Source organism: Pseudomonas sp. HY13-MNA-CIBAN-0226 (assembly GCF_040310305.1).
GTDB classification, from domain to species: Bacteria; Pseudomonadota; Gammaproteobacteria; order Pseudomonadales; family Pseudomonadaceae; genus Aquipseudomonas; species Aquipseudomonas gregormendelii.
The window spans coordinates 108,930-132,382 of the sequence record NZ_JBEOPS010000015.1; the positions used below are offsets into that span (position 1 = coordinate 108,930).

Consider the following 23,453-nt stretch of genomic DNA (forward strand, 5'->3'; position numbering starts at 1 on the left):
GCGCCCAGAGGTAGGAGCTGCCGAAGGCTGCGATCTTTTGATCTTGATCGTCCAAGTCAAATAAGCGCTGGGTCATTCCCGCCTTGTTTACGCTATAATCCCGCCCTTTAGCTGTCTCTCGCCGCTTGCGAGGGTACATCAATTTTTTGAGGCGCATTGCGCCTGCATGCAGACTAAAGAGGCTAGACCCCTGTGGCATTGACGATTCTTGGCCTGTCCGGCGCCCTTAGCCATGATCCTTCCGCAGCCTTGTACATCGACGGCAAGCTGGTCGCGGCGGCTGAGGAAGAGCGCTTTGTGCGCGATAAACATGCAAAGAACCGCATGCCCTACGAATCGGCGAAGTTCTGCCTCGAACAGGCGGGCATCAAGCCGTCCGACGTCGATGTAGTCGCGATTCCGTTCGCCCCGATCAGCCTGTTCGGCGAGGCTCGCTGGCACTACGCCAAGCGTTACTGGTACGCCCCGGATCGTGCACTTGATGCGATCCTGATGGGCAACCGTCGCTACAAGCGTTATCGCAACAAAATTGTCTGGTGCCTCGAGCAACTGGGCTTCGATCCGAAGAAAATCAAGATCGAGCCGGTCGAGCATCACCTGGCCCACGCCTCCAGCGCCTACCACTGCTCCGGTTTCAAGGAGAAAACCGCGATCCTGGGGATCGACGGCAAGGGTGAGTACGCTACGACCTTCTTCGGTTATGGCGAGAACGGCAAGATCCACAAGATCAAGGAGTTCTTCGATCCTGACTCCCTGGGCGGCCTGTATGGCGCGATCACCGAGTTCCTCGGGTTCGAGATGCTCGACGGTGAGTTCAAGGTCATGGGCATGGCGCCTTATGGCGATGCCAGCAAATATGACTTTTCCCGCCTGGCGTCCTTCGAGAACGGTGAGTTGGTGATCAACACCGATTACGCCAACGTGATTGGCCTGCGCCGCTACAAAGAGAAAGGCAAAGGTTTCTACTTCTCGCCGAAACTCATCGAGTGGCTGGGTCCAAAGCGCGAAGGCGACATTGCCGACGAGCCTTACATCCACTACGCCGCGAGCATGCAGGCGCTGTTCGAGAAGCTGGCGCTGCAGATGATCGACCATTATCTGGGCGACGTGCTCAAGGAAACCGGCAAGCTGGCCTTTGCTGGCGGCTGTGCGTTGAACGTCAAGCTGAACCAGAAGATTATCGCCCGCGACGACGTCAAGGAACTATTCGTCCAGCCTGCATCGGGCGACGCCGGTACCGCAGTCGGTGCCGCGGCTTATGTGTCGCACGCCCGTGGTGTGCCAGTCGAGAAGATGGAACACGTCTACCTCGGCCCGTCCTACACCAACGAAGACGTGCTGGCAGCATGCGCCCGTCACCCGAGCAAGCCGGTGTGGCGCAAGCTCGAGAACATGCCGGAAAATATCGCCAGGATCATGGTCGATGGCAATCCGGTTGCCTGGTTCCAGGGGCGGATGGAATTCGGCCCGCGTGCGTTGGGCGGTCGTTCGATCATTGGCTGCCCGAGTGCCACTGGCGTTGCTGACCGCATCAACCACCAGATCAAGTTCCGCGAGCGCTGGAGGCCTTTCTGCCCGTCGATGCTCGACACCGTTGCACCGCAGATGATCAAGATCGATCACCCGGCGCCGTTCATGACCTTCACCTTTGAAGTGGCTGAAGAGTGGAAGACCCGCGTGCCGGAAGTCGTCCACGAAGACGGCACTTCCCGGGCCCAAGTGCTCAAGCGCGAATACAACCCGCGTTACTACGACATGATGAAGGCGCTGGAAGTGCTGACCGGCAACGGTGTTTCGCTCAACACCTCGCTCAACCGTCGTGGCGAGCCGATGATTTGCTCACCGACCGACGCCTTGAACATGTTCTTCGGTTCCGACCTGCAGTATCTGATCATGGAAGACATTCTGGTGGTCAAAGAGGGCGCTGACGCATATGACACGCTCGGCTGAACGCCATGTGCTGCAGTTCTGTCACGGCTATGACGGGCCGTTTCTGGACTGCGCCCGGCAGTACGCCAGCCTGTTCGCGGGGACCGGTTATCGGGTGACCACGGTGTTTCTTACCGGGGCGGCCGATGCCGAAGTCGCTGCGGGCTGTGCTTCCGATGAAGTGTTATTCATGGAGTACAGTTCAAAGTCCATTCGTGGCCTGAAGTTGGGCGCGATCCGGGATCTGCGCAAGATCGCCGCGTCGCGCAACTTCAGCTTCTGCATCGCCCACCGCTTCAAACCGATCTATATCGCCTTGCTCGGTACCTCGTTGCCGGTGATTGGCGTGCACCATGCCTTTGGCGATTACAAGCGCGGCACCCGCAAACTTTTTGCGCATATTTTTCGCAAGCGCCTGAGCCTGCTCGGGGTGTCCGATGCAGTGCGCGACGATATGCGCAAATGCCTGCCGAAATGGCCGGATTCCCGAATCCAGACGCTCTACAACCGCATCGACGTGCAGGCATTGCAAGACAGCCAGCTGTCGCGGCAGGTAGCCCGGGAGGCCCTTGGCCTGGCGATGGATGCGTGGATCGTCGGTAACGTCGGGCGCCTGCATCCCGACAAGGACCAGGCCACCTTGTTGCACGGTTTTGCCAAGGCTTTGCCTGGCTTGCCGGTGAACAGCCAGATGGTGATCCTCGGTACCGGTCGCCTGGAGCAGGACCTCAAGGCGCTCGCCCGCGAGTTGGGAGTCGGTGACCGGGTACTGTTCCTGGGCCAGGTGCCCGAGGCTCGTCGTTATTTCCGTGCTTTCGATGTGTTTGCCCTGAGTTCCGATCATGAGCCGTTCGGCATGGTGCTGCTTGAAGCCATGGCCGCCGGCGTGCCGCTGCTCGCCACTGCAGCGGGCGGCGCCAGGGAAGTGGTCGAAGGTGTCGGTATCCTGTTCCCCCTGGGTGATGCCGAGCATCTGGCCCAAGGGCTGCAGCACCTGGCCGCGATGGACGATCACCAGCGCCGCCAATGCGCGGAACTGATGACTGATCGCTTGCGCGAACGCTTCTCCGATCGCGCGGTGGGTGACGCTTTCTGGCGTTTGCCGCGTGTTACCGAACTGGCAAAGAGGGGCTGATGCTCAACCGACTTCAAGGCTGGCGCGAACGTGGCTGGGCAGTAATCGATGCCGCGACCTATGCCGATGCCTGGCACCGTTATGGCGGCAGTGTCGCAACCCATCCGATGGTCGTTGAACGCCTGGCACACATGGCCGATATCCCGGTGCGTTATCTGGCATGGGAACAGCAAGGTGAAATCAAGGCTGCTATCCCGACCTGGGGTCGCGACCTGGCGCTGTCCAAGGATGTGCTCAAGCGACGGGGTAAAAAAGGCCTGTTCGACCTGGGCAATGCAGAACTGATCCTGCCGGCCGCCGCCGATGCCCAGGCGCCGCTGCGCCATCGTGCACGCTACCTGTGCGCGATGAGCGAAGGAAGGTTCACCGGTATCAGGCTGCAAGCCGAGCAATTGGCCATGGCCCGCACCCCTGAAGAATTGTCGAAGAAGTTCCGCTATAACCAGCGCCGTGAATTGCGTCTTCTGGAAGAGGCCGGCGGCGTCGTGCGACCAGTCACCGAGTTTTCCAGCGGCGAACTGGCAGCGATCTACTGCGATCTGTTCCAGCGCAGATGGGGTTTCCCGGCCACAGGTGCCGAACGCATGGCAGAGGTCATCGAGCTGTTGCGTGAGTTGCTGATTGGCTCGGTCATTTTCCTCAATGATGCGCCGATCGCGATTCAACTGGTCTACCGGGTTGAAGCGCCGCAATGGATCAGCGTCGAGTACATCAACGGTGGCGTCGATCCTGAAACCCGCGAATTCAGTCCCGGCAGCGTGCTGAGTTTCCTCAATACGCAAAGTGCCTGGGAGCATGCCCGGGCGCTGGACAAGCCCTTGCGATTCTCTTTCGGGCGAGCCGATCGGGAATACAAGGATCGCTGGTGTAACCCTGTCCCGGTATTCACTGTATGAATCAGCCCATCAGCCGTAAACAGTTGCTGCTAAAGCGCCATCGACGCAACAAGCGTTTGAGCCTGCTTATCGCGTTGCTGGTGTTAGTGGTCGTTGGTTGGCTGGTGACCTGGTGGTTGCCGCTGGTCATTGCGGTGCTGGGCTGGGTAGCCCATGAAGCCTGGTTCGCTGACCATCTGTTCTATTCCCCTGGCGATGATTACCAATACAGCTTTCCACCCTACACTCAGCAACCCAAAGTCCATCTGGACGGCGAGCGGTTGCGCCTGGACGAGGGCGTCATGCTGGTCGACGACGCCACGCTGGTGTTGGCGCTGCGCATACAAAGCACCTGGCTGGGGCGCTTTTTCGATCCCGTGGTCGAGTTAACGGGGGGCAGTAATCCCGACCGTCAGGCTTTCGAGCGGGGTGTCGACGGGTTGCGCTACCTCAACCTGACCGGGCAGGCGTCGGTGCTGTCCCAGGGGCAACTGCGCTTGCGCGGACGGTTCTGCCGGTTGCTCGGCGAACCCGTGCTGTGGGCCTTCGAATACCCCGACTACCGTGACAAGCGGGTGCTGGTCATCGCCCCCCACGCCGACGACGCCGAGCTGGCGGCGTTCGGCTTGTACAGCAGCGCCGAGCAAAGCTGGATCGTGACCGTGACAGCCGGTGAAATAGAAGCCGAGCACTACCAGCAAATGGGCCTTGATAGCGTCGAGGCGGCGCGCCTCAAAGGCTCGCTGCGTGCGTGGGACAGCATTGGCGTGCCGTTGTGGGGCGGTGTCGCGCAGGAACGCTGCATCCAGCTGGGGTATTTCTGTCTGCAATTGCCGGCGATGCAGGATGCACCGGACTGTCCGGCGGCCTCCCGCGAAGCGCAGCTTGGCGATACTCGCTACTTCCGCCGCTTCAACCCGTTTGCCCTACGCAGTGATGCTGACGGTGCCCCTACCTGGAACAACTTGCTGGGGGATCTGCATGAGCTGATCGAGCGCATTCAGCCCCAGGTCATCGTGTTGCCGCATCCGCGCTTCGATCCCCATCCGGACCACCAGTGTTCGCAGCAAGCCGTCATGCAGGCGCTGGGCGCCACTGCCTGGCAGCCTGAAACCTTGTTGTATTACGCCAATCACCTCCACGATAACGATCGCTGGCCCATGGGTGAGGCAGGCACTGGCGTGGCGTTGCCGCCGCAACTGACGGCCGACGAGCCCATGCGTCCCTGGGCGCTCGGCCTGTCCGACAAACAACAATGCCACAAGGCAATGGCCCTGGGCATGATGCATGACCTCCAACCGAGGCTGCCATTGAAGCGCCTGCTGCGGCGGGCAATACAGAGGTGCCTGGCGGCTCGACGCTGGCCGGCTTACGGGGAAAACGAGTTTTTCCGCAAAACCGTCCGGCGCCATGAATTGTTCTGGGTGCAAGATCTGTCTGGAAAGAGAGAAACCAATTGAAAGTTCTGTTCCTGGTGCAGAAAGAGCAGCGAGCGATCCTTGATCGCCTCTACGACGGAATCGCCGCCCATTGCGATTGCGACAAGCGCGAGTTGACCAGCGAGGAGCAGGACGACCTGCGCGGCTATTTCCGCAAGCACGTCGATGTAACTCGCTACGACCGCATTGTGTTCTTCCTGCGCTTCAAGAAGGAAATCAGGCAGGTTCGCTTTATCCAGACCGTGCCCAACCTGGTGTTTCTGGAGCACGATGCCTACCAGAATTACATCCCGTGCAAGTACACCGGCAAGTTCAGCGCCCATTACCGCAAGCTGCCGTGGGTGCGGGTGATCAGCTCGGGATATGTGGTGGCCGAGCGTCTGCGCGAGGAAGGGTTTGATGCGGTGTTCGTGCCCAAGGGCTACGACCAGACCCTGCTGCAGGACCAGGGTCGCGAACGTGATATCGAGTTGGCATTTGTCGGCAGCACCAACAGCGTTGCCTACAGCGGTCGCAAAGCCTTGCTCGATGAGCTGGGGCGCGTTGAGCCGCTGGTCGTGACCCGGACCAAGTCCGGCGAGGAATACTGCGATACCCTCAACCGTATCCGTTTTTTCGTCAGTGCCGATGTCGGCATGGGCGAGTTCATGATCAAGAACTTCGAAGCCATGGCCTGCGGTTGCGTGTTGCTGGCGTATGACCAGGGCGAGGCCGAGAGCCGCGCGTTGGGTCTGCAGGACATGCATAACATCGTGTTCTACCAGACCATCGCCCAGTTGCAGGAAAAACTCGCGCAACTGCGGGCCGACCCTGAGCTGGCACGGCGCATTGCCGATAACGGCCGGGAACTGGTAGTGGCGCAATTGAGCTTTGCGCGTATCGGCGAACGCATCGTCGAGGCGCTCAAGCCGGCGCTGCGCACCCGTGCACCACTGAGTCTGCTGGAAAAAGTGCGCCTGAAACTGGGCGTTTGACAAGGGCCGGTCAGCCATTGATATTGCTGGCACTTTGACTTTAAACGAGAATCAAGTGCAGTTTTCAACCGAAAGTAACATCACCTTGGTGGTCACCAGCTGTGGCCGCCTGGACCTGCTCAAAACCACTCTCGAGAGTTTTGACCGGTTCAACACAGCGCCCATCCGCGAAGTCTTCATTACTGAAGATGCCGGGGACGAGGCTGTGCATTCGGCCATCCCTGCGGGCTGGAAAGATCATTGCACGGTGTTCGTCAATCGCCCGAAGCTCGGTCAGTTGGCATCCATCGACCTGGCTTACGAGCATGTCAGCACTCCGTACATTTTTCATTGCGAAGACGACTGGGAATTCTATCGCCCAGGATTCGTGGAAGACTCGCTGAAAATCCTCGAATTGCGTCCGGAAATCCTCCAGGTCTGGATGCGCAGCTATATTTACGATCTGAGTGTGCACAGCCCTTACATTCGCCTGGGTGCTCGGGAGTTCATTGGTGGTGTGGCCTGCTATCCACTGATCTCGGACAAGCCCGAGTGGCAGAGTTTCTCGCTGAACCCCGGGCTGCGCAGGATCAAGGAATATCGGCTGTGTGCCCCTTATGCCTCGCACGACGGGGAGAAGGCGCTGTCCAAGCGTTACGCGCAGCTGAACCTCACTGCAGTGACGCTTGAGGGTGATGCGGTGCGGCATACGGGGTTTGGTTTGCACGTCCAGACTTCTGTCGAGCGTGAGCGCAAGGCGCGGCGCAGTCGGCGCGAACAGATCAAGTTCGCATTGTCTCTACTGGTGGGAGTATGCATTGGCTGGTTCATCAATTAAGTGCACCAGGAGAGAACCCGGCAGATGCCTGAAGCGGCACGTGGCGCCATGAGCATTCTCAATGTGATGTGGTCCGGCGGTGCGCCTTTTGCGTCGATACACAAGGTTCACCAACAGATTCTGTCCCAGGCGGCCTCGACATCACCGGTCAAGACCTGGCTGTTACAGGGCTGCGCAACTGATTGTGGCGTGAACGTGGCTGGCGCCAGGGAGTGGAACCTGTCCTCCGCGCAGTTGAAAGGGCGGCATTTCTGGCGGCTGACCAAGCCCTGGATGCAGGCCGGTTTCAAGAAAGCGCTCCTGGAAAGCCAGGCGGATCTTTTGCTGCTCGACGGCCTGGGCGTTGCCCGGACCTTGTTGCCCCTGCTGAAGAAACTGCCTCACGTGCGTGCCATTGTGATTTTCCACGGGTCCACTCGACTTCGTTCCGAAGACCGGGCGCTGTTCCAGCACTTCAAGCCAACCCAACTGACGCTGGTCGCAGTGTCAGGCACGCTGGCGACCAAGCTGGGCCAGGACCTTCAACTCCCGATCCAGGCGCTGCGCAGTGCATATGACCCTGTTGCCTTTCGCGCCGAGGTGCTCTCGCGAGAGGATGCCCGTGCTCGCCTGGGGCTGCCGCTCGACGAGACGCCGGTGCTGGGTGCGGTCGGTCGACTGGAAGACAAGAAAGGATTTGCGTGCCTGCTCGACGCCTTCGCGGTAGCACTGAAACAGCGCGCAGATCTGCGTCTGGTCATTATCGGCGAGGGCTCGAATCGTGCCGCGCTGCAGGCGCGTATTGATAGCCTGGGGCTCGGCGGCAATGTCTCGTTGCCGGGGCATTTGAACGACGCCGCGCAGCTCTACCGCGCTTTCGACTGGGTTGCGATCCCCTCGTTGAGCGAGGGCCTGGGGCTGATCATGCAGGAGGCCGTGATGGCGGACGTGCCGGTGATGTCCAGCGAACTTCCGGTGTTTCGCGAACAGCTGGATGACAAGGGTGTGTATGTCGCCGCTGCCGACGTCAACGCCTGGAGCGCGGCCATTCTGAGTGCATTCAATGACTGCGCATCAACGATTGCAGCGGGCCAGTACCGCAAGCTGGCACCTGACCAGGCCTGGCTCGACTTCAGCCAAGCGGTCCGCGAACTGTTGTCATGACGCCATGACGGCCTGCTCCAATGCTTGCATTGGAAAGCTGCCGTTCAGGTTCTCGCGTGCAATATAGCGCGCGAAGTGTTGCAGGTTGCGCTTGATCAGGTGCTTCGGCAGTGGGGCACGCACAAAGCGCATGTCTGCGACATCAATCAAACCCATGCGGTTATCTGGCGTCACCACGATGTTGCCCAGGTGCAACGAGCGAAAATAAATTCCCGATTTGTGCAGGCTGCGGATCAATTCTGCGAGCGCCGGCAGGTTCTGCTGCCAGTCAAAGCCGTCTTTTGCCGCAACCTGGCGCAGGGTTTCACCCGGCAATGGCTCATACAGTACGGCGGTCATGCCTGGACCTTGCAGGCAGTAGAACTGCAGCACCTGAAGGGTGGGCACGCCGCGCTTTTGCAGCTCCAGGGTGTTATCGATGAACCGTTTCGAGTACGGGCGAAATATTGCGGAAGAAAATAGTCGCTTGCGCCTGAACAGTTTGAGGATATTCCCATCCTGCAACAGGTAGACTTTCGGACCGTAGCTATCAGCCTCCAATACTCTGGCGCCTTCAATCATTTGATTTAAAGCGTCTTGCGGAAGTCGGGAACATTGCATCGTAGAAAGCCTTGTCGGAATTGCGGAGCACCGTGGCGGGCAATGATGCCGAAAAGTTTCAGTTTTAACCATGCCGGGTGAGGCAGGGTGAACTATCCAAGGAGCAAATCGATGCAGGAAACACGCTGGGCGCAACTATGGATGGCCGCAGGGCTGATCTGGTTTTTACTGGCCATTGCCGTAGCGCCTACCAACAAAGCCTATCAACAGGGCCTGGTCGCTTTGCTCTGGCTCCCGGCCCTGGTGTTCGCCTGGCCTGCGCGGGTTCGACTCAAAGAGCTGTTGTACGAACAGCGCTGGATCTACCTGCCGCTGCTTGGTTTGCTGGTCTGGTCTTTGATCAGCCTGTCGTGGACCAACGTCGAGGAACCCGCTCGCGAGGCCAAGCGCCTGTTGTACATAGTCGTGTTCCTGCTGTTTTTTCCGATATTGGCCAACGGTCGGCCGGAGCGCGTGATTCGCCTCATGCAGTGGGGAGGTTTCGGCCTGGCGCTGACAGCCCTGGCCGCTGTCATAAAATTCTATGGTGTTAATGGCAATGCCTGGGTTGCACGTCTTGAAGGCCTGGGGGAGCTGTCTCACCCGATCCTTGGCGGCTACGTCATCGGGCTCGCGGCCGTGTGGCTCGTGCTTTGGGTGCCCAGCGAGCGCTGGATGCAGGCCCTCTGGGCTGTGGCCTTGGGCTTGCTTGGCGCGTTCGTGGTGATGAGCCAAAGCCGGGGCGCGGCCCTGGCGTTGTTCTTCACGTTGCTCGCAATGCCCATCTGGTGCCGGGACCGGCGCAGCTGCGTTGTCGCAATCGGTGCCCTGGCGGTGGCGCTGCTGGCGTTCTGGTTGCTCGAACCACTGGTGCTGGCCCGCGGTGCCTCCTATCGCCCGGAGATCCTGGTTGCCAGCCTCAACATGATCGCCGAGCATCCATGGCGCGGCCTCGGGCTGGGCGGCGACTACAAGGTGTTCGCCGCAGACATGTATTTCGACCATGCCCATAATCTGTTCAGCCATGTGGCAATCGAGTTGGGTCTGCCAGGCCTGCTGCTGTGGTGTGCAGTCTGGTTTGGCGTGCTGCTTGAGGCCTGGAAAGCCAGGACGTCGCTGTACGGCCGGGGCATTATCGGCATCTGGCTGTTTTCCACCCTGGCCATGCAATTTGATGCGGCCAGCCTGACCGGCACGCCCAGGGCTGAGTGGTTCATCAGCTGGCTACCGATCGGATTGGCCAGTGTTTTGGTATGGGCGCGGGCCAACCCCGGTGCCTGTGATAAAATTTCGCGTTCTTCCTAACAAGTGAGCTCTACGATGAGTGACGCACCGCCCAAAGCGGGACAGGACTCCAGCCTGAAAATCTATCTTCGGCTGTTGGGGTATGTAAAACCCTATGTTGGCCTTTTCCTGCTGAGTATCGTGGGCTTCGTGATCTTTGCTTCCACCCAGCCAATGCTGGCGGGGATCCTCAAATATTTCGTCGACGGCCTGAGCAACCCTGAAGCCGTGCTCTTTCCCAATGTTCCCTATCTCAAGGACCTGCAGTTGCTGATGGCGGTGCCACTGCTGATCATCCTGATCGCGGCTTGGCAGGGCTTGGGCTCGTTCCTGGGTAACTACTACCTGGCGAAGGTTTCGCTGGGGCTGGTGCATGACCTGCGCGTCGAGCTGTTCAACAAGCTGCTGGTATTGCCCAACCGCTACTTCGATACCCATAACTCGGGGCATCTGATTTCGCGCATCACCTTCAACGTGACAATGGTCACCGGCGCCGCCACGGACGCGATCAAGGTCGTGATTCGTGAAGGCCTGACCGTGGTGTTCCTGTTTGCCTATCTGTTGTGGATGAACTGGCAGTTGACGATCGTGATGCTGGCGATTCTGCCGGTGATTGCCTTCATGGTGGGTAACACCAGCAAGAAATTCCGCAAGCAGAGCAAGAAAATCCAGGTGGCGATGGGGGATGTGACCCACGTCGCCTCCGAAACCATCCAGGGTTATCGCGTGGTGCGCAGCTTCGGCGGCGAGAGCTATGAAGAGCGCCGCTTTGCCGAAGCCAGCCAGGGCAACACGGACAAGCAGCTGCGCATGACCAAGACCGGCGCGGTGTATACGCCGATGTTGCAGCTGGTCATCTATACCGCCATGGCCGTGCTGATGTTCCTGGTACTGTTCCTGCGGGGCGACGCTACGGCGGGCGACCTGGTGGCCTACATCACGGCGGCGGGCCTGCTGCCCAAGCCAATCCGTCAATTGTCGGAAGTCAGCTCGACCATCCAGAAAGGCGTGGCCGGTGCCGAAAGCATTTTCGAACAGCTGGACGTTGAGCCTGAGGTTGATAGCGGCACGGTCGAGCGTGATCGCGTCAGCGGTTACCTGGAAGTGCGCAACCTGAGCTTCACCTACCCGGACACCGATCGTGAAGTGTTGAAAAACATCAGCTTCACCGCGGCACCCGGCCAGATGATCGCGCTGGTGGGTCGCTCCGGCAGTGGCAAGTCGACCCTGGCCAGCCTGATCCCTCGTTTCTACCATCACGAGACCGGCGAGATCCTGCTCGATGATGTCGAAATCGAAGACTATCGCCTGCGTAACCTGCGTCGGCACGTGGCACAGGTCACCCAGCATGTGACGCTGTTCAATGACACCATCGCCAACAATATCGCCTACGGCGACCTGGCTGGCGCCCCGCGGGCCGACATCGAGAAGGCCGCCACCGATGCTTATGCGATGGACTTCATTTCCCAGATGCCCGATGGCCTGGATACCCAGGTCGGTGAAAACGGCGTGCTGTTGTCCGGTGGTCAACGCCAGCGCCTGGCGATTGCCCGGGCCCTGTTGAAGAACGCTCCGTTGCTGATCCTGGATGAGGCGACTTCGGCACTCGACACCGAATCCGAGCGCCATATCCAGGCGGCACTGGACCAGGTCATGAAGGGCCGCACCACGCTGGTGATCGCTCACCGCTTGTCGACCATCGAAAAGGCCGACCTCATTCTGGTCATGGACCATGGTGAAATTGTCGAGCGTGGCACCCACGCGCAGTTGCTGGCGCAAAATGGCTACTACTCGCGCCTGCACGCCATGGGGCTCGACGCACCGACGGAAAATATCGCCTGATCCAGGCCCGGGGGCTAAGAACGATGTTTCATTCGGTTGCAGCCGTGGCGCAAGCCCACGGCAACCCTGTGTTAATATCGCGCCCCTGTTCATTTTGTATGTGGGTTGCTCCATGAAGTTGTCCATGCCGCGATTCGATCAAGCCCCTGTCTTGGTGGTCGGCGATGTCATGCTCGACCGTTATTGGCATGGTGGTACCTCACGGATCTCCCCGGAGGCGCCGGTACCAGTCGTCAAGGTCGAGCAAATCGAGGACCGCCCAGGCGGTGCCGCCAACGTTGCGTTGAACATTGCCGCTCTGGGTGCGCCGGCTTCCCTGGTTGGCGTCACCGGCGACGATGAAGCCGCCGACAGCCTCGCCAACAGCCTCAAGGGCGCCGGCGTGCGGGCATTGTTCCAGCGCATCGCGCACCAGCCGACCATCGTCAAGTTGCGGGTCATGAGTCGTCACCAGCAATTGCTGCGTATCGACTTCGAAGAACCTTTCGCTACCGATGCCCTCGCCTTGGGCGAGCAAGTCGACGAATTGCTCGAAGGCATCAAGGTGCTGGTGTTGTCCGACTACGGCAAAGGCGCGCTGAAGAACCATCAGGTGCTGATCCAGGCTGCCCGCGCCCGTGGTATTCCGGTATTGGCCGATCCCAAGGGCAAGGATTTCTCCATCTATCGTGGTGCAAGCCTGATCACGCCGAACCTCAGCGAGTTCGAAACCATCGTCGGTAAATGCAGCGATGAGCACGAGCTGGTGACCAAGGGCGCGACCCTGATGCAGGAGCTCGACCTCGGCGCCTTGCTGGTGACTCGCGGTGAGCACGGCATGACCTTGTTGCGCCCCGGTCATCCCGCGCTGCACCTTCCCGCGCGGGCGCGTGAAGTGTTCGACGTCACGGGTGCCGGTGATACGGTGATTTCGACCCTGGCAGCAGCGATTGCTGCCGGTGAAGAATTGCCCCATGCAGTGGCCCTGGCCAACCTGGCTGCGGGTATCGTGGTCGGCAAGCTGGGTACTGCTGCCATCAGTGCACCGGAACTGCGGCGCGCCATTCAGCGCGAAGAAGGCTCCGAGCGCGGTGTGCTGGGGCTCGAGCAACTGCTGCTGGCGGTTGACGATGCCCGTGCGCACAAAGAGAAGATCGTGTTCACCAACGGCTGCTTCGACATATTGCATGCCGGTCACGTGACTTACCTCGAGCAGGCGCGGGCCCAAGGCGATCGTCTGATCGTTGCAGTCAACGACGATGCGTCAGTGAGCCGACTGAAAGGTCCTGGGCGTCCGATCAACAGTGTTGACCGGCGCATGGCCGTCCTGGCCGGCCTGGGCGCTGTGGACTGGGTTATCAGCTTCTCGGAGGGGACCCCGGAAAACCTGCTGCGCGAAGTCAAGCCCGACGTTCTGGTCAAGGGTGGCGATTACGGCATTGAGCAGGTGGTGGGTGCTGACATCGTGGCAGCCTACGGCGGCACGGTGAAGGTCCTGGGGCTGGTGGAAAACAGCTCGACTACGGCGATTGTGGAGAAGATCCGCAAGTCGTGAGAGCTGGCCTGCGATCCTTGAAGATTTCTTTGATCGCAACGTGAAAAGATCGCAGCCAGCGGCAGCTCCTGCCCTGTAGGCGCTGCGATCTTTTGGTTCAGGAACTGAGCTTCTTGCGTGGCACGATTCTCTTCAGCAATTGCTTGGCCTTGCCCCGCAACCGCGCTAAACCCGAGTCCTTCCCCGGGAGGCTCAGTCCCTGCTGCTTCACCCAATCCTTCCACTTGATCCGCTCATCGCGCACCAGCCAGCCTTCCTGCTGGGCAAAACTCTCTGCCAGGTACAACCCGCGAGTGCTCGCCGGATACAGGTGGTCTTTCTTCAAGGTGTAGAGCTCAGCCATCGGCTGGCCGTCCTGCAAAGGCATCAGGTACAGATCGGGCCGCTTGCGATCGAGCCTGGCCACCAGTTGGTCGCCTTCCAGGCGTTCGTCGACATGAAACAGGCTGAGCGACTTGGCTTCCTTGGGGACCTCGAGGCGCAAGTCGTAGATCAGCTGCAACGAGGCGGTGGGCAGGTGCACGTAAGCGCGTGGACGTTCGATCAGTTGCATGTTCGCGCAGCGCACCGGTCGAGCCGACCCCGACAGGGGCGTCAATCGAAACGGCAAGGCTTCCCGATAATGCAGGGCGGACGAGTAGGGCGCAGGCAGCCAGGTGTCATTGAAGCGTCCGCCAAGCCAGCCTTCGGGCGTTTCCAGCAGGCATTCTTCGGCGATTTCCTGAATGGCCGTGTGCAGCGGCAGGTTGAGCTCGTGGGCCGGCACATAACCGGAGATCAGCTTGAGCACCACGTCGCCGCGATCCTGTCGGCGCTGGCGCACCAAGACCCAGTAATCGCGGTTCTGCCAGTGCAATGTAAGGCGCACCGAAACCCCGAGATTGGCCAGCTCCACGGCGAAGCGCTCTGCATCGGCCACGGCCACGGGGCGGCGACGCTGCAGGGTTTGCGAGAAATTGAGCGGCATTCCGACGCTCTGGTAACTCAGGCCTTCGGGAGTCGCTTCGACGAATAACGGCAGGGTCTTGAAGTTGCTGGGGTTCTTTCTTATGAGCGTACGCGGCATGTCGGCTCCTGCTTAAGGCCGCGTCGGCGGCGTCAGTTTCTACGAAGGACCTTGGCAACGGTCGCGACATTGTGGGCGAGGTGCAGCGGATTGATGGTCCCGACAATAGCACTGGCAACGCCCGGATGTTCAAACAACAACTCGAAGCTGGCGCGCACCGGATCGACGCCAGGGCTCAGGCACACATGGCCGCTGGCCAGGGCTTTCTTGACGAGAATGGCTTTGCCGTGAGCAGCAGCATAGTCAATGACGGCTTTTTCATTCAATTCGTTCAGATTGTAGGTGACCATCGCGCAATCACCCTGTTCCAGAGCCTTCAAGCCACCTTCGACGGTTTTTCCGGAGAAGCCGAATCCGCGGATCTTGCCCTCTTGCTTGAGTTCGGCGAGGGTTGCGTAGACCTCGCTGTCGTTGAGAATCGCCAGGTCATTGCCGTCGGAGTGCACCAGCACCAGGTCGATAAAATCAGTTTCCAGACGTTTCAGGCTGCGTTCCACTGACAACCGGGTGTGGGCGGCGCTGAAGTCGTGACTGGACTGGCCATTGGCAAACTCTTCGCCCACCTTGCTGACGATCACCCACTCCTGGCGCTGGTCACGCAGCAACGGGCCGAGGCGCTCTTCGCTGTGGCCATACGCCGGGGCGGTGTCGATCAGGTTGATCCCCATGTCCCGTGCGAGCTTGAGCAACATGCGCGCTTCATCATCGCCCGGAATCTGGAAACCGTTCGGGTACTTGACGCCCTGGTCGCGGCCCAATTTCACGGTGCCCAGGCCAAGTGGCGAAACCATCAGGCCTGTGCTGCCCAGCGGGCGGTGCAGTTCGTGCAGGGTTGGTTGGCTCATGGTAGCAGTTGCTCCCAGGCAGGAATGCCCATGGGTGGTTTCGGTAGTTCAGGCAACGTAGCGTTGTGGCTGGGCTGGATGCCATCGCGTTGTAGAGAGGCGATGACCCGGTCAGCGAAGTCCGGCGCCAGTGCCAGCTTGGTCGGCCAACCGACCAGCAGCCGGCCCTGTTCAGCCAGGAAGGCATTGTCCGGGCGTGTCAGGCCGGACTGCAAAGGCTCTGCACGATCCACTCGCAAAGTGGCCCACCGGGCGGTACTGAGGTCGATCCAGGGCAGGAGCTGGCCGAGTTCTTTCTGCGCGGTGGCAATCTGCTCGGCCGGCTCGCGGGCGACGCCTTCGGCTTCGGCAATATCGCCACCCAGGTACCAGACCCACTGGCCATCGGCCGCCGGGTGCGTGGTGACAGTGATGCGCGGCTTGGTCCCGCCACCCAGGCAGTGGGCGTACAACGGCTTCAGGCCGGGGCCCTTGGCGATGATCATGTGCAGCGGTCGACGTTGCATGGCCGGCTGGCTCAACCCCAGTGCTTCGAGCAGCGCTGCGGTACCCGCCCCGGCGCTGAGAACGATGCGTTGCGCCCGAATATCGCGCCCGTCGACTCTAAGGCCGACCAGCAGGCCAGCTTCCAGAAACGGTTCGATCTCATGCCCGGCCAGCAGGCCGTCGCCCGCGAGGTCGGCCAAGCGCTGGATCAGGCTCGGTACATCGATCACCAGCTCGGCCAGGCGATAGACCTTGCCCTTGAAACGCTTGTCTTGCAGGGCAGGTGGCAGTTGCTCGCCCTTGACCTGGTCGACCCGGCCACGCACGGCTTTGCTGGCGAAGAAACTGGTGAGGTTGCCAGCGATGGTGCCGGGGGACCAGAGATAGTGGGCTTCGGACAGCAGGCGTACGCCGCTCAGATCCAGTTCGCCGTCGCCGGCCAGCGCTTCACGCCAGCGTCGTGGCATATCGGCGATGGCTTCCGAGGCGCCGGTCAGTGCACCGTGCAGCGCATACTTGGCGCCGCCGTGGATGATGCCTTGGGACTTCAGGCTCTGCCCGCCACCGAGGGTGGCGCTTTCCACCAGCACGGTCGAAAAACCCTGGCGGCGCAGGCGCGCGTTCAGCCAGAGGCCGGCGACACCAGCGCCGACAATCAAAACGTCGGTGGAAATAACGGATGGCATGCAGCGACCTCAGTGTTCAAGACGAGGGCGCAGTATACAGACTCAAACATTGCAGCGGCCGACAGACCCGAGGGAGTGAGCCTGCTCGCGATAGCGGTTTACCTGGCAACCGACGCGTCGATTGGCGCACCGCTATCGCGAGCAGGCTCACTCCCACACTAGACAGCATTGCAGGCGTTAGTGGCCTGCAGTTTTGGAGAACAACTGGATAACCACCACCCCCAGCACAATCAGCGCCATGCCCAGCATCGCCGGCACATCCAGCTTCTGCCCATAGATAAACAGCGCGGCGACACTGACCAGCACGATGCCCAGGCCGGCCCATACCGCATAAGCCACGCCTACCGGTACGCTGCGCACCACCAGCGTCAGCATCCAGAAGGCGATGCCGTAGCCGACGATCACCAGCACCAACGGCAGGGGCGTGCTGAAACCTTTGACGGCTTTCATTGAAACGGTCGCGATCACTTCGGCGCAGATGGCAATGGCCAGGTAGTAGTAAGCGGTCATGGGTGCATCCTCAAGTGATGTGTTGCTTTATCAAGCCTGCATTTTAGAGATTCGCCAGATGCGGTAAAGTCATTACCTATCTGTTACGGAGATGGGTTGCACATGAGCATGCAATGGAGTCTGGAACAGCTTCGTCTGTTTGTCAGCGTAGCGGAACAACGCTCGTTCTCGGCGGTGGCGCGCGCTCAGCGCAAGGCCCAGTCGGCCGTGAGCAGTTCGATTGCGCTGTTGGAAGAAGACCTCGGCGTCAGCCTGTTTGATCGCAGTAGCGGGCGCCAGCCGAAATTGACTGAAGCCGGCGATGCCTTGCTCGAAGAAGCAAGGGAAGTCCTGCGTCAGTGCGAGCGTTTGAACGGCCGGGCATTGGCGATGATGCGCGGGCAGGAAGCCCGTCTGCGGGTGGCCCAGGACGAGGCCATGCCCTACCAGGCAGTTGTGGATAGCTTTGAAGCCCTGGCGCAACAATTTCCCAGCCTTGAGGTGCAACTGACCAGTGCTGCCCAGGGCGATGTGGCGCGTAAATTGGTGGAGCGCCGGGCCGACCTCGGCCTGCTGTTTTATCACGACCAGATTCCCGAATCCCTTGAGCGCCGGGTATTGGGCAGCGTCGAAATGGTGACAGTGTGTGGCACCGGCCACCCCTTGGCCGGCAAAAACGAAGTTGATTGCCAGCAGTTGGCGCAGCATCGCCAGTTACTCATGTCCACTCAATCCAGTGTCTACCCCGGTAGCGAACCCGCCAGTCCGCAGGTCTGGCGGGCCGACAGTTTCTACGTAATGGCCGAATGGCTGGTACGTGGCCTCGGCTGGGCCTGGTTGCCCCGGCACGTGGTGCAGTACCCTGCTTATCAGGGGCAGATGGTCGAACTGGTCAGCGAATGGACGCCTCCGGCCCTTGTCGTGGAGCTGGTGTGGCGTCGCGACGAGCCACTGGGCCCCGCCGCGCGCTGGCTGGCGGAACGTTTTGCCGTGCACTTGCGGGCGATCGGCGACAAAAGCCGATAAACTCCGCCGCCATGAATAGAACTCTCTACACCGTGCTGTTTTACCTGGGGCTGCCATTGGTAGCGATTCGGCTTTGGCTGCGGGCGCGCAAGGCGCCGGCGTATGCCAAACGCATCGGCGAGCGATTTTCCTATGGCCTGCCGGTGTTGCAGCCCGGCGGAATCTGGGTACACGCGGTGTCAGTTGGCGAGAGCATCGCGGCGGCGCCAATGATCCGCGCTCTGTTGCAACGTTATCCACAGTTGCCGATCACCGTGACCTGCATGACCCCGACCGGATCCGAGCGCATTCGGGCCCTGTTCGCCAATGAACCGCGAATTCAACACTGCTACCTGCCCTATGACCTGCCCTGTGCGGCAAAGCGATTCCTGGATCGCGTGCGGCCGAAACTGGCAGTGATCATGGAAACCGAGCTTTGGCCCAACCATATCCACCAGTGTGCAAAACGGGGTATTCCCGTGGCGCTGGCCAATGCCCGACTGTCCGAGCGCTCGGCCAGGGGTTACGGCCGTTTGCCCAAACTGACCCAGCCGATGCTCGCCGAAATGAGCCTGTTTGCAGTGCAGACCGAGGCCGAGGCCTCGCGCTTTCGCGACCTGGGTGCGCGCCCGGAAACCGTCGAAGTCACCGGCTCGATCAAATTCGATCTGACCATCGACCCGCAGCTGCTGCAGCGTGCCACCGAGTTACGCGGCCAATGGCAAGCACAGGAGCGTCCGGTGTGGATTGCCGCCAGTACCCATGAAGGCGAAGACGACGTGGTGCTGGCGGCTCACCGTCAGTTGCTCGCCAATCATCCCGATGCGCTGCTGATCCTGGTACCGCGCCATCCGGAGCGGTTCAATTCGGTGTTCGAGCTGTGCGCCCGGCAGGACTTCGCCACGGTTCGACGCTCCACCGGCGAAACGGTCAGCGCCGGTACTTCAGTACTGCTGGGCGACACCATGGGCGAATTGCTGTTCCTTTACGCCCTGGCTGATACCGCATTCGTCGGTGGCAGCCTTGTACCGAACGGCGGGCACAACCTGCTGGAGCCGGCAGCACTGGCCAAGCCGGTACTGAGCGGCCCGCACTTGTTCAACTTCCTCGAGATAGCCGCGCAACTGCGCAATGCCGGCGCGCTGCAGGAGGTGGAAGATGCCGAAGGGTTGGCGGTAGAGGTGCGACGATTGTTCGAATTGCCCCGGGACGCACAGCGCATGGCCCAGGCCGGATTGAACGTGATGCGCGCCAATCAGGGCGCGTTGCAACGATTGCTGGATGGGTTGGGGCGGTTGATCGACCGTTAGACTGCGTCGCCTGAAATAAAAGATCGCCCGAACGCGGCCCGAGCCTTCGGACGATCTTTTGCTTTTACGGCCGGGCTTTCAATTGCTCAGCCGCAGCCTTGGCCAAATCCGGCGGCAGGAAGTCCTTGTCGGGGTTGTAGTCGGGCTTGAGGTAGCGCTTGAGGTCTTCCAGGTCGCCCGGGTTCAACGTGCCCGCTGCCTGTTTCAGGCGCAGGTTGTCGAGGATGTAGTCGTACCGGGTGTTGTTGTAGTTGCGCACCGAGGTGTACAGCTGGCGCTGGGCATCGAGCACGTCGACGATGTTGCGCGTTCCAACCTGATAGCCGATTTCAGTCGCTTCCACCGCGCTCTGGTTGGAAATGATCGACTGCTTGCGCGCCTGCACCTGCTCGACGTCGGTATTCACCGCACGGTGCAGATTGCGCGTGTTCTCCACGACTTGCCGGCGCAGGCCTTCACGCTGTTGTTCGGTCTGGTCCAGGCGCGAGTAGGACTCCCTGACCTGGGAACTGGTCAGCCCGCCGCTGTAGATCGGGATGTTCAACTGCAGGGCCAGGGTGCGTTGTTCGACCGGCCCGCCATAGGCCTGGTTGAAAGCATTCGGATTACTGAAGCCAAAAGCGTCGTTGTCACCTTTTTCATACTTCGCCACCGCATCCACCGTCGGAGCGTGGCCGGCCTTGCGCTGTTTGAGCGTTTCTTCAGCCGCGCTGACCGCGTAGTTGCTGGCCAGCAGATTGAGGTTCTGCCGGGCGGCCGTGTCGACCCAGGACTTCGCGTCATTCGGTGCCGGCGGGAGGATCGGCAGGGTATGGACGATGCCCTGGATCGAGTTGTACTGACGGTTGGTCAGGGTGATCAGCGCTTCGAACGCATCATCCACCTGGCGCTGCGCAACGATGCGGTTGGCCCGTGCAGTGTCGTAGCTGGCTTGCGATTGCAGCACGTCGGTCTTGTCCGAGAGGCCGACATCGAAGCGTTCGTTGGACTGGTCCAGCTGGCGTTTGAATGCCGCTTCCTCAGCCTTGGTCGAGGCCAGGTTGTCCTGGCTGCGCAGCACATTGAAATAGTTTTCGGCGGTCTGCAGGATCAGGTTCTGCTCTGTCGCGGACAGTTGCAGCGCCGCCTGTTCGTTGACGTCCTTGGCCGCCTGGTACTGGAACCAGCGATCGGCGCGGAACAGTGGCTGTGCCAGCGTCGCCTGATAGGAGTTGGCGCTGCGGGAGGCCACGGCGGACGGCTGATTGATGTCGGTGCGCACATTGGCGACCTGGGCTCCGCCGGACAGATTCGGCAACAACCCGGCCCGTGCCTGGGGCACTACCTCTTTCTGCGCGCCATATTGGGCGCGAGCAGCAGCCAGGTCGGCGTTGTTATCCACGGCTTCCTGATAGACGCTCACCAGGTCAGTCCTGGTCGATAAGGGCGCTTCCGCTGCCCAGGCCATTCCATTCGAAGCACAAGACACGGCAAGGGCCAGTGAAAGTTTGCGCAGCATGCGGCCATCCCTAAAAATTACGCTGATAATTTGCGCCAAGGTACGGCGCGATGTTGTAGATCGTCAACGCACAACGTCATGACGCGATGCGGCGTAGCGAGTGTAGTTGCGCACACGTTCGGCAACAATCCTGTAATTACGCCATTCATCAAGGTGTTTACTGCGGGGTTGGCGTTCCGTGTCAGTTGTGTCTAGACTGGCCGGGTTCTTGTCGGGGTGCCTTGCTATGAGGCTGAGATCGAATAATTTCGGATCCCGTTGAACCTGATCAGGTTAGCGCCTGCGTAGGGAACAAGATTTCTCGTCACCCGGCGAGTCCTCTTGTGCTTCGTCCGGGATGTTGTTCGACAATCGAACACCCCTCGAGCACTGAGCACAGCACCAGCAGCAGTGTCATCGCTGATTGGTCGCGTCCATTCGTTACAGGTTCGCTCCGACAAAAATCCACTGCCTGGATGCTGTCTGGAGAGCCCGTGATGACGATAAAACTAAAAAATACGACGAACCTGAGTGATTCGGCCCAAGTCGATCAACAGTCGGTTCAGCCCTTTACCCGCTCGCAAAAAGTCTACGTCCAGGGTTCTCGCCCGGACATCCTCGTGCCGATGCGCGAAATCAGCCTAGACGTGACCCCGACCGATTTCGGCGGTGAGATCAACGCGCCTGTCGTTGTGTACGACACCTCGGGCCCGTACACCGACCCCAACGTCATCATCGACGTGCGCAAAGGCCTGGGCGATGTGCGTTCGCCGTGGATCGAAGCCCGTGGCGACACCGAGCGCCTGAGCGGCCTGAGCTCCAATTTCGGCCAGGAACGCCTGGCCGATGCCGAACTGACCAAGCTGCGCTTCGCCCACGTGAACAACCCGCGCCGCGCCAAGGCCGGGGCCAACGTCAGCCAGATGCACTACGCGCGCAAAGGCATCATCACCGCCGAGATGGAATACGTTGCCATCCGCGAGAACATGAAGCTCGAAGTGGCCCGTGCCGCCGGCCTGCTGGACCAGCAACACGCCGGCCACAGCTTCGGCGCCAGCGTGCCGAAGATCATCACCCCTGAATTCGTCCGTGACGAGATCGCCCGTGGCCGCGCGATCATTCCGGCCAACATCAACCACACCGAACTGGAACCGATGATCATCGGCCGTAACTTCCTGGTGAAGATCAACGGCAACATCGGCAACAGCGCCCTGGGTTCGTCCATCGAAGAAGAAGTGGCGAAACTGACCTGGGGCATTCGCTGGGGTTCGGACACGGTCATGGACCTGTCCACCGGCAAGCACATTCACGAAACCCGTGAGTGGATCATCCGCAACTCGCCAGTGCCGATCGGTACAGTGCCGATTTATCAGGCCCTGGAAAAAGTCGGCGGTGCGGCCGAGGACCTGACCTGGGAGCTGTTCCGCGACACCCTGATCGAACAGGCCGAGCAGGGCGTGGACTACTTCACCATCCACGCCGGTGTGCTGCTGCGCTACGTGCCGCTGACCGCCAAGCGCGTGACGGGCATCGTTTCCCGTGGCGGTTCGATCATGGCCAAGTGGTGCCTGGCGCATCACAAGGAAAACTTCCTCTACACGCATTTCGAAGACATCTGCGAAATCATGAAGGCCTACGACGTCAGCTTCTCGCTGGGTGACGGCCTGCGCCCAGGTTCGATTGCCGACGCCAACGACGCCGCGCAGTTCGGCGAACTGGAAACCCTTGGCGAGCTGACCAAAATTGCCTGGAAGCACGACGTGCAGTGCATGATCGAAGGCCCGGGCCATGTGCCGATGCAGCTGATCAAGGAGAACATGGACAAGCAGCTCGAGTGCTGCGACGAGGCGCCGTTCTACACCCTCGGCCCGCTGACCACCGACATTGCGCCGGGCTACGATCACATCACTTCCGGTATCGGTGCGGCGATGATCGGCTGGTTCGGTTGCGCCATGCTTTGCTACGTGACGCCCAAGGAGCACCTGGGCCTGCCGAACAAGGATGACGTGAAAACCGGGATCATCACTTACAAGATCGCCGCGCATGCTGCCGATCTCGCGAAAGGCCATCCGGGTGCACAGATTCGCGACAATGCCCTGAGCAAGGCGCGTTTTGAATTCCGTTGGGAAGACCAGTTTAACCTGGGCCTTGACCCGGACACCGCCCGTTCGTATCACGATGAGACGTTGCCGAAGGATTCGGCCAAGGTCGCGCATTTCTGCTCCATGTGCGGACCGAAATTCTGCTCGATGAAGATCACTCAGGAAGTCCGTGAATATGCGGCCAACCAGAGGATCGAAACCATTGATGCCGAAGTCGCCCAGGGACTGGCGGAGCAGGCTGAGCGGTTCAAGCAGGAAGGCAGTCAGCTGTACAAGAAGGTTTGATCTGACCTGAAAAGGTGGGGCCTGCACAGGCCCCATCGCCAGCAGGCTGGCTCCCACATTGGATCTGTAGCGTTCACAAGTCCCCTGTGGGAGCCAGCCTGCTGGCGATAGCGATCAATACAACAACAAATGTCCCTCTGAGATAACACCC

General features: G+C 60.5%; 19 protein-coding genes and 1 riboswitch. Of the genes, 13 read left to right on the forward strand and 6 right to left on the reverse strand.

The genetic code is table 11. The features are described from left to right. Positions 1–192: 192 nt before the first annotated feature. The 7 genes from AAEZ05_RS17690 to AAEZ05_RS17720 are packed head-to-tail and all read left to right on the forward strand — an operon-like array spanning position 193 to position 8,312. Entirely contained in the window at positions 193–1,950 is a 1,758-nt protein-coding gene (locus AAEZ05_RS17690; RefSeq protein ID WP_045061884.1) for a carbamoyltransferase family protein, read from the forward strand. After that, a complete protein-coding gene (locus AAEZ05_RS17695) occupies positions 1,934–3,064 on the forward strand; it encodes a glycosyltransferase (RefSeq protein ID WP_350648282.1) in 1,131 nt (376 codons plus the stop codon). The genes AAEZ05_RS17690 and AAEZ05_RS17695 overlap by 17 nt, the downstream gene beginning before the upstream one ends. Further along, complete coding sequence (locus tag AAEZ05_RS17700; RefSeq protein ID WP_045061882.1) at positions 3,064–3,960, forward strand: antimicrobial resistance protein Mig-14; 897 nt, start codon at positions 3,064–3,066, stop codon at positions 3,958–3,960. The genes AAEZ05_RS17695 and AAEZ05_RS17700 overlap by 1 nt, the downstream gene beginning before the upstream one ends. 8 nt (positions 3,961–3,968) lie before the next feature. Then, positions 3,969–5,399, forward strand: a complete 1,431-nt coding sequence (locus AAEZ05_RS17705; RefSeq protein WP_350598120.1) for a PIG-L deacetylase family protein — start codon at positions 3,969–3,971, stop codon at positions 5,397–5,399. Further along, a complete protein-coding gene (locus tag AAEZ05_RS17710; RefSeq protein ID WP_350598088.1) occupies positions 5,396–6,352 on the forward strand; it encodes a glycosyltransferase family protein in 957 nt (318 codons plus the stop codon). The genes AAEZ05_RS17705 and AAEZ05_RS17710 overlap by 4 nt, the downstream gene beginning before the upstream one ends. Before the next feature lie 55 nt (positions 6,353–6,407). Then, a complete protein-coding gene (locus tag AAEZ05_RS17715; protein WP_045061880.1) occupies positions 6,408–7,169 on the forward strand; it encodes a hypothetical protein in 762 nt (253 codons plus the stop codon). A gap of 48 nt (positions 7,170–7,217) precedes the next feature. Further along, positions 7,218–8,312: a glycosyltransferase gene (locus AAEZ05_RS17720; protein ID WP_350648314.1), complete on the forward strand. Its 1,095-nt coding sequence runs from the start codon at positions 7,218–7,220 to the stop codon at positions 8,310–8,312. On the opposite strand, the gene AAEZ05_RS17725 is transcribed toward AAEZ05_RS17720, so the two are convergent. Then, complete coding sequence (locus AAEZ05_RS17725; RefSeq protein WP_045061879.1) at positions 8,307–8,912, reverse strand: lipopolysaccharide kinase InaA family protein; 606 nt, start codon at positions 8,910–8,912, stop codon at positions 8,307–8,309. The two genes, AAEZ05_RS17720 and AAEZ05_RS17725, sit on opposite strands and share 6 nt — an antisense overlap. 111 nt (positions 8,913–9,023) lie before the next feature. Between AAEZ05_RS17725 and AAEZ05_RS17730 the strand changes: the two genes are divergently transcribed. The 3 genes from AAEZ05_RS17730 (at position 9,024) to hldE (ending at position 13,551) form a co-directional block, all read left to right on the forward strand. Beyond that, on the forward strand, positions 9,024–10,196 hold the full coding sequence (locus AAEZ05_RS17730; protein ID WP_045061878.1) for an O-antigen ligase family protein: 1,173 nt from the start codon (positions 9,024–9,026) through the stop codon (positions 10,194–10,196). A 15-nt stretch (positions 10,197–10,211) separates the two neighbouring features. Continuing rightward, positions 10,212–12,017, forward strand: a complete 1,806-nt coding sequence (gene msbA, locus AAEZ05_RS17735) for a lipid A export permease/ATP-binding protein MsbA (protein WP_045061877.1) — start codon at positions 10,212–10,214, stop codon at positions 12,015–12,017. Positions 12,018–12,129: 112 nt separating this feature from the next. After that, positions 12,130–13,551, forward strand: coding sequence for a bifunctional D-glycero-beta-D-manno-heptose-7-phosphate kinase/D-glycero-beta-D-manno-heptose 1-phosphate adenylyltransferase HldE (gene hldE / locus AAEZ05_RS17740; protein WP_045061876.1), 1,422 nt, complete (start codon positions 12,130–12,132; stop codon positions 13,549–13,551). A gap of 97 nt (positions 13,552–13,648) precedes the next feature. Here the strand turns inward: hldE and AAEZ05_RS17745 are convergent, their stop codons facing one another. From AAEZ05_RS17745 to AAEZ05_RS17760, 4 genes are all read right to left on the reverse strand, one after another. Beyond that, positions 13,649–14,617, reverse strand: coding sequence for a hypothetical protein (locus AAEZ05_RS17745; protein WP_045061875.1), 969 nt, complete (start codon positions 14,615–14,617; stop codon positions 13,649–13,651). A gap of 32 nt (positions 14,618–14,649) precedes the next feature. Continuing rightward, entirely contained in the window at positions 14,650–15,462 is an 813-nt protein-coding gene (locus tag AAEZ05_RS17750; protein ID WP_205892024.1) for an aldo/keto reductase, read from the reverse strand. Further along, positions 15,459–16,634 carry an NAD(P)/FAD-dependent oxidoreductase gene (locus AAEZ05_RS17755; protein ID WP_045061873.1) on the reverse strand — a complete coding sequence of 392 codons (1,176 nt, stop codon included), beginning with the start codon at positions 16,632–16,634 and terminating at the stop codon, positions 15,459–15,461. The genes AAEZ05_RS17750 and AAEZ05_RS17755 overlap by 4 nt, the downstream gene beginning before the upstream one ends. Positions 16,635–16,811: 177 nt before the next feature. Further along, complete coding sequence (locus tag AAEZ05_RS17760; protein WP_045061872.1) at positions 16,812–17,144, reverse strand: DMT family transporter; 333 nt, start codon at positions 17,142–17,144, stop codon at positions 16,812–16,814. Between the two features lie 102 nt (positions 17,145–17,246). On the opposite strand from AAEZ05_RS17760, the gene AAEZ05_RS17765 reads away from it, so the two are divergent. Together AAEZ05_RS17765 and waaA are read left to right on the forward strand one after the other, a co-directional pair. Further along, a complete protein-coding gene (locus AAEZ05_RS17765; protein WP_205892023.1) occupies positions 17,247–18,149 on the forward strand; it encodes a LysR family transcriptional regulator in 903 nt (300 codons plus the stop codon). Between the two features lie 11 nt (positions 18,150–18,160). Beyond that, on the forward strand, positions 18,161–19,438 hold the full coding sequence (gene waaA / locus AAEZ05_RS17770) for a lipid IV(A) 3-deoxy-D-manno-octulosonic acid transferase (protein WP_350598093.1): 1,278 nt from the start codon (positions 18,161–18,163) through the stop codon (positions 19,436–19,438). Between the two features lie 64 nt (positions 19,439–19,502). Here the strand turns inward: waaA and AAEZ05_RS17775 are convergent, their stop codons facing one another. Continuing rightward, a complete protein-coding gene (locus AAEZ05_RS17775; protein ID WP_045061869.1) occupies positions 19,503–20,936 on the reverse strand; it encodes a TolC family outer membrane protein in 1,434 nt (477 codons plus the stop codon). A gap of 202 nt (positions 20,937–21,138) precedes the next feature. Then, positions 21,139–21,244: riboswitch (TPP riboswitch) on the forward strand. A 168-nt stretch (positions 21,245–21,412) separates the two neighbouring features. On the opposite strand from AAEZ05_RS17775, the gene thiC reads away from it, so the two are divergent. Further along, positions 21,413–23,302, forward strand: coding sequence for a phosphomethylpyrimidine synthase ThiC (gene thiC, locus AAEZ05_RS17780; protein ID WP_045061868.1), 1,890 nt, complete (start codon positions 21,413–21,415; stop codon positions 23,300–23,302). Positions 23,303–23,453 lie beyond the last annotated feature (151 nt).

Excerpts from the sequence above, each read along its gene's own strand:
- AAEZ05_RS17695 (WP_350648282.1), top strand. The coding sequence starts at position 1,934 with ATGACACGCTCGGCTGAACGCCATGTGCTGCAGTTCTGTCACGGCTAT.
- AAEZ05_RS17700 (WP_045061882.1), top strand. The coding sequence starts at position 3,064 with ATGCTCAACCGACTTCAAGGCTGGCGCGAACGTGGCTGGGCAGTAATC.
- AAEZ05_RS17720 (WP_350648314.1), top strand. The coding sequence starts at position 7,218 with ATGAGCATTCTCAATGTGATGTGGTCCGGCGGTGCGCCTTTTGCGTCG.
- AAEZ05_RS17725 (WP_045061879.1), bottom strand. The coding sequence starts at position 8,912 with ATGCAATGTTCCCGACTTCCGCAAGACGCTTTAAATCAAATGATTGAA.
- AAEZ05_RS17730 (WP_045061878.1), top strand. The coding sequence starts at position 9,024 with ATGCAGGAAACACGCTGGGCGCAACTATGGATGGCCGCAGGGCTGATC.
- msbA (WP_045061877.1), top strand. The coding sequence starts at position 10,212 with ATGAGTGACGCACCGCCCAAAGCGGGACAGGACTCCAGCCTGAAAATC.
- hldE (WP_045061876.1), top strand. The coding sequence starts at position 12,130 with ATGAAGTTGTCCATGCCGCGATTCGATCAAGCCCCTGTCTTGGTGGTC.
- AAEZ05_RS17745 (WP_045061875.1), bottom strand. The coding sequence starts at position 14,617 with ATGCCGCGTACGCTCATAAGAAAGAACCCCAGCAACTTCAAGACCCTG.
- AAEZ05_RS17750 (WP_205892024.1), bottom strand. The coding sequence starts at position 15,462 with ATGAGCCAACCAACCCTGCACGAACTGCACCGCCCGCTGGGCAGCACA.
- AAEZ05_RS17755 (WP_045061873.1), bottom strand. The coding sequence starts at position 16,634 with ATGCCATCCGTTATTTCCACCGACGTTTTGATTGTCGGCGCTGGTGTC.
- AAEZ05_RS17760 (WP_045061872.1), bottom strand. The coding sequence starts at position 17,144 with ATGACCGCTTACTACTACCTGGCCATTGCCATCTGCGCCGAAGTGATC.
- AAEZ05_RS17765 (WP_205892023.1), top strand. The coding sequence starts at position 17,247 with ATGAGCATGCAATGGAGTCTGGAACAGCTTCGTCTGTTTGTCAGCGTA.
- waaA (WP_350598093.1), top strand. The coding sequence starts at position 18,161 with ATGAATAGAACTCTCTACACCGTGCTGTTTTACCTGGGGCTGCCATTG.
- AAEZ05_RS17775 (WP_045061869.1), bottom strand. The coding sequence starts at position 20,936 with ATGCTGCGCAAACTTTCACTGGCCCTTGCCGTGTCTTGTGCTTCGAAT.
- thiC (WP_045061868.1), top strand. The coding sequence starts at position 21,413 with ATGACGATAAAACTAAAAAATACGACGAACCTGAGTGATTCGGCCCAA.